The 13,423-nt window shown below is 40.2% G+C and carries 7 protein-coding genes; all 7 read left to right on the forward strand.

What is annotated here, in order from left to right; translation table 11 throughout:
* Nucleotides 1-127: 127 nt before the first annotated feature.
* The 7 genes from AC0VZ4_RS03935 to AC0VZ4_RS03965 all read left to right on the forward strand — a co-directional run bounded on the left by AC0VZ4_RS03935 (nt 128) and on the right by AC0VZ4_RS03965 (nt 13,159).
* On the forward strand, nt 128-3,796 hold the full coding sequence (locus AC0VZ4_RS03935; RefSeq protein WP_475440966.1) for a PKD domain-containing protein: 3,669 nt from the start codon (nt 128-130) through the stop codon (nt 3,794-3,796).
* Nucleotides 3,797-3,806: 10 nt separating this feature from the next.
* Nucleotides 3,807-5,759, forward strand: a complete 1,953-nt coding sequence (locus AC0VZ4_RS03940) for a Hint domain-containing protein (RefSeq protein WP_475440967.1) — start codon at nt 3,807-3,809, stop codon at nt 5,757-5,759.
* Between the two features lie 56 nt (nt 5,760-5,815).
* Complete coding sequence (locus tag AC0VZ4_RS03945) at nt 5,816-7,063, forward strand: internalin (protein ID WP_475440968.1); 1,248 nt, start codon at nt 5,816-5,818, stop codon at nt 7,061-7,063.
* 11 nt (nt 7,064-7,074) lie between these two features.
* A complete protein-coding gene (locus tag AC0VZ4_RS03950; protein ID WP_475440969.1) occupies nt 7,075-7,914 on the forward strand; it encodes a GEVED domain-containing protein in 840 nt (279 codons plus the stop codon).
* A gap of 11 nt (nt 7,915-7,925) precedes the next feature.
* Complete coding sequence (locus AC0VZ4_RS03955; RefSeq protein WP_007377871.1) at nt 7,926-9,434, forward strand: hypothetical protein; 1,509 nt, start codon at nt 7,926-7,928, stop codon at nt 9,432-9,434.
* A 124-nt stretch (nt 9,435-9,558) separates the two neighbouring features.
* On the forward strand, nt 9,559-10,695 hold the full coding sequence (locus AC0VZ4_RS03960; RefSeq protein WP_475440970.1) for a hypothetical protein: 1,137 nt from the start codon (nt 9,559-9,561) through the stop codon (nt 10,693-10,695).
* Nucleotides 10,696-10,990: 295 nt separating this feature from the next.
* A complete protein-coding gene (locus AC0VZ4_RS03965; RefSeq protein ID WP_475440971.1) occupies nt 10,991-13,159 on the forward strand; it encodes a PKD domain-containing protein in 2,169 nt (722 codons plus the stop codon).
* Nucleotides 13,160-13,423 lie beyond the last annotated feature (264 nt).

Genomic DNA, 13,423 nt, shown 5'->3' on the forward strand with positions numbered 1-13,423 from the left:
TTACTTGTTTTAATTTGGTTGCTAGTGTAGGGTTTTATTCTTAACAGCACTTATTCGCTCGACTGTTTTAATTATTGAGTCATTGCGTTTAAGTGGAAAGGTATCTTCAAATACTTATGGAGTTAATATGAAAGGATTAAAGTCTCTTTGCGTTTTAGCATTAGCGATAAGTACGCATTGCCATGCAACAGAACGTGTATCTTTATTCAACGACACGCAAAAAATTGCGCCTACTTTACAAAAAAAACAATCCATATTTAGTGATGCTTCAGATAAAAACTATCTACTCGCGCTAAAAGTATTTGCAGCGCAATACTCAGGTCACACGCTTACATTTCACCAAAGCAAAATTAGTCAAACCAAGCAAAGCCATACAATTACTCAAAAGTACCAAAATATTCCTATTTGGAATCAAGACCTTGTTGTACTGACTGACGAGAGTGGTGTAGTTGAACAAGTTTATGGCGATCTCATTGTTAACGTTGCTAAAGATATATCAACTCTAACTCCCGCGTCAGAAGAACAGCTAAGCGTAGCTCTAGATTCAATAATTTCTCAGTTTAATAATGAACGCCCCAGAGTTTTTAGGCGTAAATCAGCAGAGGAAGTCATTTATATAGATACTCAAGGAAAAGCACGGCACGCTGCTAAAATTGCCTTTTTCACCGATTTCGAGTCAGGGCCCTTTAAACCACAAAGAATCATCTCTTTTATAGACTTAACGACAAACGAACTCATCAGCCAATCCGATGTGTTACAGCGGATCGTTTATGAGGGAGGAAGCGGTCCATCAGGCAATGACAAGGTTTCACGTCCAGATTATAAGCAAGTAGATTATGTTTCTTATCCACCAAAGACTTTTGTTGTTGCAATGGAAACAGACAATCAGCAAACCACCTGTTTATTTGATGCAAAAAACGTTGAGACTAGAAACTATAATCACGGCACAGCGCAAGTTAATAATCCTTATAGCTACAACTGCTCAGATTCAACTCGTAACAATTATAAAGAATATCACGGTGCTCGCTCTGCCTTGAATGATGCCCATCATCATGGACAAACAGCGAATTTAATGTTTGAAGCTTACCTTGGGCATAAGCCTTACTTTAATAAAAAGATAACTCAAAATGTCCATTATGGTCTTAATATGGATCAGGCATTTTACGAAAATGGCGAGGTATATTTTGGTGATGGTGACTACCTCTTCTATCCTATGGTTTCCTTAGATGTAGTTGCGCATGAAATCGCTCATGGTTTTACTGAGGAATTTGGCTCAAATACGCCAAAGTCAATGCTGACAGGGCAGGCTCGTGCTATTAATGAAGCGTTTTCTGATATGGCGGGTGAAGCAGCTAAATACTTTTACTTGGGAACTAATGATTGGAAAAGCAATCACGAAACATTTCGCCTCGATGATGCACTGCGTTATTTCAAAACACCTACACTCGATGGAAATTCAATTGATCATGTTGATGACTATGATGACTCAGTAACTTCTCATCATGGCGCAGGGGTATTTAACAAAGCTTTTTACTACCTCACTACAACTGATTTAGATAATGAGTCCTCACCTTGGAATACAAAATATTCCTTTATCCTGTTTGCTAACGCAAATAAAAACTGCTGGACCAGTAATAGTAATTATCTTACTGGCGCAGATTGTGTAATGCGACAAACCCACACGGTAGGTGATCAGTTGACTCAAGATGGGGTTAAAAAGCAAGATGGTAGCCAATGGCAAACCATTGAATTACAAAACCATGTACGTAAGGCGTTTGCGCAAGTAGGTATTGGTCTGAAAGTTGACCGTGGACTCGAAAGCGAACTTGGTTATGACCGCCAATTTTTGGCTTTTGACTTTAAAAATTTAACTCGAAAAGATGGTCAGCAAGTTGCGGCTGCCAACAGCGAAGGATGGCAATGGCAATGGAACTTTGGCGATGACAGTTTGCAAAGTAGCGCCTTTGAGCCCCAACATAACTTTGCTAATGCTGGCGAATATAACGTTGAACTCACGGCCATAGCCCCTTCTGGTCAGTCAGATACTTTCATGCTACCTATTGAAGTTTTTAACGACTATTGTCCAGCGCAAGGTATTAATTATAGTAAGTATTACTTATCGTCGGTTTCGTTAAATAACTTTAAAAATGATTCTACTTCAAGTAATTACAGTAACTACTCATCTGATGTAGTCGAAGTGGAGGACGGTAAAGCACTCAATGTAACGCTAACCGCAGCACCACATCCAGACACTCAAGACAAAACAAAGAACTTTTATGTCTGGTTAGACAAAGACAATGATGGTTTATTCCACAAGACTGAAGAACTCGTGCTCTATGGAAGCACTAAGACACAATTGACTGGCGAGATATCATTGAGTGGCGAGTTAAACCAAACTTACCGCATTCGTACTATGGTGTCATTTGGTTTAGTGAAATCCGCGTGTGGAGATATGTCTTGGGGTGAAGTTGAAGACTACACCGTTAAACTACTTGAAAACAATGACCCTGTTGTTTTGAGAATTAGTGCTAACCAAGGTGTTAATCAGATGAGTTTTGATAACAACACGATAGATGCGCGTGTTAAACGTTGGCAGTGGAAATTTGGCGACGGCACCACCAGTAGCGAAAAGTCACCGATTCATAAATATGCGAAGTCTGGTAGCTATGAGGTAGAGCTAAAAGCATATGACAGATTCAACAAAGTGATAGGAAGTTGGAACAAACAAGTTCAGTTCGATACGACAATCACAGCAAAGTTTACACCTCACAGTTCTGGAAGCACTGTTTATCTAGACACAAATCAAAGTATTATACCTGAAAACAGTAAGATACAGTGGCAATTTGGCGATGGGGATAACTCATCGGACAGAGACACTGATCACACCTACCAAGCCGATGGTGAGTACACAATTACACTCACAATTCAGCATATTGATGGTACGCAATCGGCCAGTGAAACGGTAAACATTGGCGAGAGTAATTTGACCCCTGAAGTGAGCTATACGATAAACGAACAAGCAGATGGTACATTTAAGGTAAGCTTTAATAACACTACCACAAAACCTGACAACGCAGCTTGGGATCCCGATGTCACTCTAGTTTGGGATTTTGGAGACGGCACAACGCTTACACAAAACAGTGATTTTGCCGACGATACAGAGCATACATATCAAGCTGCTGGAATCTATACCGCTAGCCTAACTATTAGTTACGACCAACATTGGTGGGGTGGGCGAGTTACCGGCACCAAAAATATGCTGCTAGAGCTTAAATCAGCACAATCTGTTGAATATTGCACGGCGGTGGATCTCACCGACTATGAACACATTAGTAAAGTGACTTTCAATCAAGATGGTCCGTTTAGCAATGCGCAGCAATCTGGCGTCGTTAATCCGAATAATCCAATCAAACTATATGCCACACAGAGTAATACCTACCGTATTGAAGCAGGTTATGCAGGCAGTGAAACATTCGCTGAGAATTATCATGTCTGGATTGATTTAAACGGTGATGGTCAATTTGGTAATGGAGACTGGAGAAACGACAAATCAGAGCTTTTAATAATGGACTTCGATCAGACTAACCAAGACTACGGTAAAGGTTATGTTGAAGGGGAATTTAGCATTTTAAGCAATAAGTTGTCACAGCCTATCACGACGACTCGTATGAGAATTTTGCAGTATTACGGATTTAGTAGAGTAAATAGTATTAATCCTTGCTCTGACTATAGCAGTGCCGCAACCTCGGGGAGCGGAGAAATTGAAGACTACCTTGTCGAAATCTATAAAAATTAAGGAAAATAACATGAAAAAACTAAATATAAATGTGCTCATGCCGCTTGCAATCGCTTTAGCAATCAGTAACGCGGTAGCTGCTAGCAACTATATTAATGAACAACAAGTTACCACCGCGTCAAAACAGAAGTCTGGGCCTGCAGCAACGAAGGGCACAGCGGTAACACAGCCGGATCAATTTGGGATCCGCAAGCTAGATATGTCAAATCCACAGCACTATCAATTGGCAAAGTCACGATTGATAAAAGCAAATCGTATTGAGAGTGATTATCCGCAACTACATAAAACGCTAGATGTAGCTAAAGGACAGCATTTATCAGCAAAAATGAACATGACAACGTCTGAAGTGCCACCGGTTAGTGAAGCTGAAGTCGATATCATCAAAGAAGCGCATTTCTTCTTGGATATGAACTTAGCCATTTCATCAGATACAAACGAGCCATATCTTATTGTACGTGCAAAAAGCTCACGTTTTGGCGGTACAAAAGTGACTTACATCGACTTATTATTAGAAGATGCAAACGGCAATCAGCTTGCTCCTTTTGGCTCTACATTTAATGTGTTGTCTGGCAAAGACACGCTTGCAACTTCGACTATTTCACTGAAATCATTGAAGGCAAACTTCCCAAATTTAGATACCATTTATGCCAGTTCATATGTGGAACTTGATCTAGACGATGGCACCATCAGTACAACGATGAAGTATACTGAATACCCCTTCTCATGGGAGCATTTTGAAGCACTTTATGGCTCTGCTTCACCAGCTGCAAAGGGCGACGCTCCGGTATCTGCACTTAACGTTGGGATCAGTTCATCATTGGACACACGTCCAAAATACAATGCAACTGCACCTATCGATAAAAACAATGATGCTGTTATTAAAATCTGTCTAAACCGTAATCATGCAGACTGTGACTACGCCGCCGACCAAATTGGAGATCCAAACGACATGGCGGGTGTGAACATCCCATTCAACGGTGAATTACGGATTCCTCACGAGATCACTGATATTTATCCAACTATAGGTGATTTACCAAACGGTATAGATGAGCCAACAAATATCTATTTACAAGAAGGTATCTATGGTGGCGCGACAAAGCAAAGCTACAAAGGACTCGACAATGCAGTTAAACAATTTTCTGACTATTTAGAATTTGAAGTTGATAGTGCAAACCAAGAGTCGATCATCCGTTGGAACATCCCGCGTTCAGAAGGTCGTTTTGGCAATGCCAAACTTTTCTCGAATATCGCCCAAGCAAACTGGTATATGACATTTGCTGTTAAAGGTTATCCGTACTTTAAAAGGGGGCGTGGTGGCGCGAATGCATTCCAAGTATCGTTAACGTCAGAGACATCAGCGCGTTTTGGTAACTTCTATAGTGAAGTGTTGCCTATGATGAAGCTTGGTTACAGTTGTTTAGCAACCGGCACAATGATCACTATGGCCGATGGCAAGCAACGCGCTATTGAAGATATTGCGAAAGGCGATTTGGTGTTAGGTGCACTAGCTTCGAATACTCAAGTTAAAGAACCTATGCAAGTTATTGATGTGTCAGTAGGAATTGAAGCTATTAAGATGTATCGCATAAAAGGCGCTGATGGCTCTGATATCTTAACAACTGAAACCCACCCAATTTCTACCTCTAATAAAGGTCTTATTTGGGCGAAAGAACTGCAAATAGGTGATCGTATTCTTACGGAAACAGGTTCTGTGCTTGTTACTAATGTAACAAAAGAGAAGTACAAAGACAAAATCTACAATTTGAAACTAGCGCCTACAGAAAATTCGAAATTCGCTGAGTCTCGTAATTTTGCAATGTTTGCAAACGGCATGGCGGTAGGGGATTTGGCTACTCAAGACGAATTGAACTACAAAGATCAGAATATTCGCATGTCAGAAGAAGAGATTCTTCAACGCCTTCCTGAAAAGTGGAAAACTGACTACATCAACAGTTTGGATTAATCAGGCCACTAGGCCTTTCTATTCGAAAGGCCATACTTCTCTGTAAGGAATTAAATATGAAATTTACATATTCTCCATTGGCACGTGCCATGGGGGTAGCGTTTTTTTTTGCCTGTAGTTTTTCAACCGCAGCTGAGCAAATAGGCAATTCTAACTTTGCTACTCAAGCAAGTAACTCTGACTTAGATTCAGTCACACTAGGTACCGCTTACCACAGTGAAAAAGAAGGTTTTTATGCACTGCAAAGTGTACTTGGTCAAGTAGATGAAACCTATGGTAATACTGAAATGGATTTTGTTGTCGGTGTTGACATGAGTTATAGCCAACTATCGAGTATGCTTGATGGTAACTTAGGAGCGGCCCTTGATGTTCCCGTAATAAAAGTGGGGGTTGGCGCAAGCTACGCAAAACAAAATACTGCAGATAACTACACCGGTACTTACACACTATTTCTCTCTTTAAAGCCAAAAAAACGGCTGTTAGTTGCAGATCCTCAAATAGGGTTTAAACCTACACAAGCCGCGCTTGATTTGGCCAATGCTAATCCAGGAGACAAATTCAATAATATTGGTAATGAGTTCGTGTCAGCGATTGAATATGGCTCTCAAGTGATGATCAACCTCAAGTTCCAATATAAAAATGACGAAGACAAAGTAAAATGGGGGGGACAGCTTGGTGTCGATTGGGCTGGTAAAGTCAATGTCAGTGGGAAATTGCAAAAAGTAGACGAAGACGTGAAACGTAATATAAAAATTACGGTTTCTGCATTACAGTTTGGTGGCGACCCGATAGAGCTTTTGAAGGTGATCCCAAATCAACTCGTCAACTGCACGATGGAAAACCCGACACCATGCTTTGATGTTTTTAAAAATAGCATCGATTACATCAAAACCAACTACGTTGCTCAGTTTGATACCTTGGATAAATATAACGTCGGTAGAGTATTGACACAAAGTTACACCGATTCAGGGCCAAGTCTATCTCCTTTAGTACCTGATGATGTGTACCCTGCTAAAAGCATCTTGACTAAATTGGCGCTCAAAAACATGAGTGATGATTGGGTGCAGGCAATTCTCGATAATCGTCGTGCGGATAACGTACTCAATTACTACGCCAGTGAGTTGAATAACTCACATCGAACTGCATTAGAAACCATTCGCGATAATTCACTCTTTAACTCTTTTATTTTGGCGGACGCCGTTGATTTTTGTAAGCGTAATCCAATAGGTAATTATTGCCGTGATAGAGAGCTACAGACTCGTGGCCGCGTTCATCAATATGACCGTAAATGGCTAGAATTATAAGGAATAAGACTATGTTAAAAGTCATGCTAACCAGCACATTAATTACCTCGTTTGCTGCCATAATAGTGCCATCAGTACAAGCGAATACGACTTTATTTGAATCTCGAGATGTACTCACACCACAGCAAGCGTTAGGTCGCTTTCAATGGTTGGAAAAGTGCTATTCAGGATTATTGGTTGAGGTCTCTGATAATATTTTCGACCCCACAACCCCCATTCCAAACGATGAGAAAATAGCGGATCTTAAAAAAGTGATGCTATACGAAAATAATACCCTTAGGGGAGATGCTAAATACCTCACCTTTGGTGACGAAGATAATGCGAATCCTAAGAACTGGTTTGCGGGTAAATTACCAACTACCTCTTGTTTTCAGATCCCGTCTGACTATCGGATCAGTGCTGTTATGGTCACCCCTACAATGCCAAACTACTGTACGACAAAGTCTCGTGAGCGAACCTACGAATTCATCCAATCGGTGAAATTTTCCAATATTGAGAACACCAGCAGCAACACCTTTTACAGTAACTATGTTGGCGATACCGCGAAAATATATGCAGATAAAAGCTACCAGTTAACATTAACACCGGGATTTAGTAGTGCAGAAGCATACCCTGAAACTTGGCATGTGTTTATTGATTGGAACCAAGACGGTGATTTCAACGATACAAAAGAAACCTTGTTTGCTGGTGTTTCTGAGCAAGCAACTCAGGTCGAAATTACCCCACCAACAGGTGCAAAAAAGGGCATGACGAAAATGCGCGTTACCATGGATTACTTGGGTGGCAGCAATGATGCATGTAAAGAAGTAGACTCCGGAGAGGTAGAAGATTACCTCCTTTACGTGAAGTAATAGGTGGCAACATGAACTTATACAAACAGACTATCGCGGCACTTATTGCCTGCACTACACCTTTCGCATTCGCAGATTCAAATTTTGTGAATGAAGCACAGCTAATGCAAAAAGCACTCAATGTGAATACCTTCCAAAGTGAAATACCTGGATTGGTGAACGATCACATTGTGTTGGGTACAGCCTATAACAGCGATCAAAAACGCTTTTTGAATGTTCAAACTGTCGCAGGTGAAACCATTGAAACCCTTGGTAATACTCGTGTGCAATTTGAATTAGTAAATAATGGCAGCTACGACGCAGTTCTTCGTCAGCTAAATGGTAATGTTGATGTAGATGTTGGCTTTCCTGTTATTCGTATTAAAGCGGGTGGTCATTTAGCCAAGGAAATGTCCTCTACTGAGTTTTCGAATACTTATACCTTCCAAGCATCGTTGACACCCAAAAAACGTGTTCTTATGCCAACAGATGCCAATATTGGTTATACATTGACACCTTCAGGTAATACGCTAGCAAATGAGTATCAAAGTAAACTAATGAGCATGGCTGGTGATGCCTTTATTAGTGAGATTGAATACGGTGCTCAGTTACTTATTAACATGAAAATTGAGTACTTAAGTGAGCAGCACAAAAGTGAAATTGGCGGTTATTTAGGCGTTAGCTATGGCGCAGGAAATATTGGTATTAGCGTCGATGGTAAGCTTAATTATATTGACGAAGATCTTAAGAAAAGTGTGCGTATCACCGTCAGAGCATTGCAAAAAGGGGGGGATCCTAAGCAGCTGCTAAGTATAATTCCTAACAATATTATCACTTGTTCACTTGATAACTATGAGCCTTGCTTTACCTTATTTGAGCAAGCGGTGAACTATGCGAAGAACGACTTTGGCAATCAGTTTAATGCACTCTCTGATTATAATGTTGTGCGTTACAAAGCAACTCCTTACGAGATCAGTTCACAGGATTTACGTCGCTTAGACTCCGGTAATAAAGATATTCGCTTTGAAACTACCTACCGTACTTTATGGCTTGAAGATCAATTCAAAAAGTCGGTTAATCATGAGCACCGTGCTCGTGGTGTGCTTGCACAATACGCTAGCTGGATGACTGATGTACAACGTCAAAAAGCAGAAAGCGTGCAGGAAGCCGCTTACAATAACGCTTGGATTTATGAGCAATATGCCCGAGTTTGTCGCGATAACCCTTATGGGGCAGCATGTTCAGATGCATGGAATGATTACCTCAACACCTGTGGTGGTAGCGGTGTCGGCTGCATACAAAGCTACACGCTTGCTGATCTGAATATACCAGCGGATAACATGAGCCAATATTTCAAATGCGAAAATGCTCGAGAGGCAACCGCGAACTTTGGTATTGAAGAAAACCATGTATCGCTTGGGTTTAGACAATTAGGTTGGGCACCATCATTCGTTGATGCTAATGACCCCGCTGCGGGTGTGATGGCATGGCTACCATGTAAATCAGCCCTTCCAACCTATGGAGCTGCTTTTGAAAATTAGCGAGTAATAAAAAATGCTAAGATTCAATTAGTAAAATTGGGACGTGGTAAGTAATAAACAATCGAATATTGAGTTATTGCTTCCTCGCCCTTTGCCTCTGCAAACCATTTACAGGAATTTATGTATGCACTTAATTACCATATTAATAGTGCTCTGTGGCCTGTTAAGCTTTTACGCAAATGGACATACCTATTACTCTTTAAATACCGAACAAGAACAACTTGGACATGGGTTTGAGCAGAAATTAGGCATACCGCTTGAATCATGCCTCGATGGTCAGTGGCAATTTCAAGGCGGTAGTATGGGCGATTTGGCTTATCGTGGCGACTTTGACTCAGATACCATGATCAATACCATCACTGGCAGCGTAAAGGCTGGTATCAACTTGGTTATTTTTGGAGGTTCAGCCAAATTTTCCATGCGCAGGAAAGTAACAAAAAATAGAAATTCTGCCGCCTCGGCAGTAGAATTAACCTATGAAAAAGGAAGTTATAACTTTGAAAATAGAACGACTAAAATGGCTATTCAAGGGCTACTAAATACAGATCCAAATCAAGTAAGAAGCCGCTGTGGTGACAGCTTTATCCACAATATCAAACTCGGCTCGCGTATCTATGTAACAGCCAAACTCCATTTTAAAGATCGCGCTAAATACGAATGGTTTCAGACTAAAATCAAAGTGAAGTTTCTTTTTTTTAGTAAGACTTTTACTAAAACTAAAGTATTTCAAGAAGCTACCAAAGATGCTGTATATACTATTCAGGTGAACACCGATGGTGGTATGACGCCAGAACTAGCAGGGCTAAGTAAAAATGGCACTATGCATTGTAAAACCGATAATCTAACTCCTTGTATAACGTATGCCGATAATTTGTTTAGCTATTTATTTGATGGTGGTGACTATGTTGATGATCTTAAAGATGAACATTTAAATATTTTAAAGTATGAAGTCGAAAGTTACGAGGATTCTGGCCATTATGACTTAGCCTATGCTGGTCAAGCTGCAATATCTGAGCGCTATATTGCGCTGTCCGCAAGGCTCAGAAGCTATCAAGATTTAGTTTATGACGAGATAGAGAGGTTGAGTGCGTTTAAAGCGGTATCTGAAGAGCCGCTTGAAATCGAGCAACTAGCAGCGCGTATTACTGCACGTAATACTCAACGTATCGGACTTGAGCAAGCTGGCGAGTATTGTGCAATTTTGCCCGGAACAACTCTTTGCGAAAGCCGTATTGAGTCTGCGATAGCGAACGTTGACTAGTTGAACAAATATTTGGAAGAATATCTGCGATACTGCACGGTCTTAACCCGTTGTCTAGCCACATTAGTTAGATTGCTCTTTAACTAATGGGGTTATTTAACCTGAACTTTGGATGAAAAACAGGCTAATTGAAACCTCAAGTTACTTACACACTACAGTCTATAATTTAGCCTAATAAATTGAAAAAATAGCGTATTTGTTCTAGAGTGTAAACTTAATGATAAAAAGCTAAAGTTAACTCATATTTCATTGATTTATAATGTCTTTTTATATGCCCATCGACTAAGGATAGCCAATGACTTTTTTTAAATCACTTTTATTGCCGACAAATCTCATCCAATTAAATCTTATTCGATTTAAACAATTCACCTCTATATTTATTACTTTATTCCTCGTTTCGTGTGGGGGCGGCAGCTCTGGCTCTCCTGAGATAAAACTACCGCCAATTGAAGAACCGCTAAACTCTGTTACTGAAGTACCAACAAATCAAATATTACATGCGTTTTTTCGTGATCAAGATAGTTCTATTGGCAAACTATCTGGCAGCGTAACTATTGTCGCGCCTGAAGTTATTGATAGTGACCCCGCTAGAGTTGAGTCTGTATGGGCTTATTGGGTAGATGAGCAAGGAAATAAACAGGGGGATGCTTGGTTAAAAACTATGAAAAAATCGGTTTACGATCTTAATATTCCAGAGGATACAAGTATACCTGAAAATACCAATGCGTTACTTCTTTTGCCGGTAAACACCATTGGACAGGCCACGAAAGGTACCCTTATTCCCTTTCATGATTTCATCGGTAATGCTGAATTATCGGGGCCTGGTGGAAATAAAGTTCACACTTGGGATTATGGCGTTGGTCGCAAGAAAATTTCAATTCAACGCACAGAAGAGCAAGGTGGATTATGTATTTTTGATAATGGTTTAGTTAGTATTACGCATATGAATAATACTAAGGATGAAGTTGGGGAGAGTTATAATCGTAACGAACTCCCTAACGATATTAATGAGAATGCCTTCCCTCCTTATTCCTTTTTATGTGGTACGCAGCCAACACATTCCGAAGATATGATTTCTGATGAGACTGGGGTTTGGACGTATTCAACGCTAAATGACGCCATGTTTTACGGCACACTAGTTTACAATAGCTTTGTTAAATACCTAGGGGAGCCGCCACTGGAGGACAAAATTAGAATCCGTGTCCACTATGGTCAACAATATGAACAAAGCGCCTTTTGGGATGGCGCATATGCCAACTTTGGTGATGCGTATCCATTATTTTACTCTATGGCTTCACTTGACATCATTGCGCACGAAGTAGGCCATGGAGTTTTAAATAGAATATCTGATTTAAATCGATTCGATCATGAAATTAGTACTGATGCTCGTACCTTGCATGAAGCCTTTGGCGATATCTCAGGTGTAATGGCAAAATACGAGTTTACGGGACATTCAGATAATTGGATTCACGGCCAAGAGAATGGCGGCTTTATTCGTCATCTCGATCAGATAAAAACTGAAAATGGTGCAATTGATAGCTTTCTTGATTATGAAGAGGCTGGTGATAATTTCTATTTACGCATTGGTATGATCACCTACCCATTTTATTTACTATCAAATCAATGGGGAATAGAGCCTACCTATAAAGTGTATTTAAATTCAGCGAAGGTCTGTTGGAGTGCGTTGACCACACTAACTGAAGCTGCTGAATGTATTAAACAGCAAGCAGGTGTAGCTGGCTTATCTGAAGAAGATGTTGTTGAAGCTTTTAAGGTGGTAAAAATAAAACTTTTTGATCAAGGCGTGCTTAGCTATTTTAATGCAGAGAAAATTAAATTACGCACTCAGTTTACCGATGATAGCCGCTCAACGAGTCAAGTAGTTCAATGGTTATGGGATTTTGGAGACGGCCAAACTTCAACAGAAGCAAGCCCCGAGCATATCTTCGCAGAATCTGGAAGCTACCCAGTTAAGTTAACAGTAACTGATCAATCCGATGATCAGGATACCTTTGAACGGCTTATTCAGGTAACAGATGAGTATTGTTCAATAAACTCAGCTAGCGTCGATAAGCACATCACTCATGTTTTAATTGGTGATAACAACATTAATTATAGTTCAACAGCATGGGACTATACCCAAATGCCTATAGAGCTAATAGATCCCAGCAATACTATCATTAATATTCAAGGAGATACTGAAGTAACAGAGCGTTCTACCTCATGGAAAGTCTGGATTGACCTCAACGATAATGGAATTTATGGCGATGAGGTTAATGAGCTTGTCGTAGATGAATTTGTCGAAGAGGGGCAACCTTATGGCCTTAATACTATACTCGATTTATCAACGCTGCCAAGGAGCAGTCAGGCTAAATTTATGAGAATTATTGGTGACTATGCCGTTTTTGGTCCTTGTTCTTCGAGTATAGGGGAAGCACTAGATTTAAGAGTAAGTTGGCAGTAAATTCGGTTAATACACCCTATTGAGTCGAGCTATTTATACTAGAGCGCGCTGAACTTTGAGGTATGAAAAATAAATAGCATGAAAGAAAGGCATAATTGAACTCGCTAAAAAATGATACACCTAATCTTAATACCAAGATTAATGTTCACAGGCGTCATGGATATCTTATCAAAAGTAATGTGCTTAAGTGGTCGAATTTATAATCAGTTTGATCATAGAAAAACGCTTGAAAGCATTATAATCTGTGCACAGATATTCCATGGC

This window comes from Pseudoalteromonas sp. QJM3NY_22 (assembly GCF_056173065.1).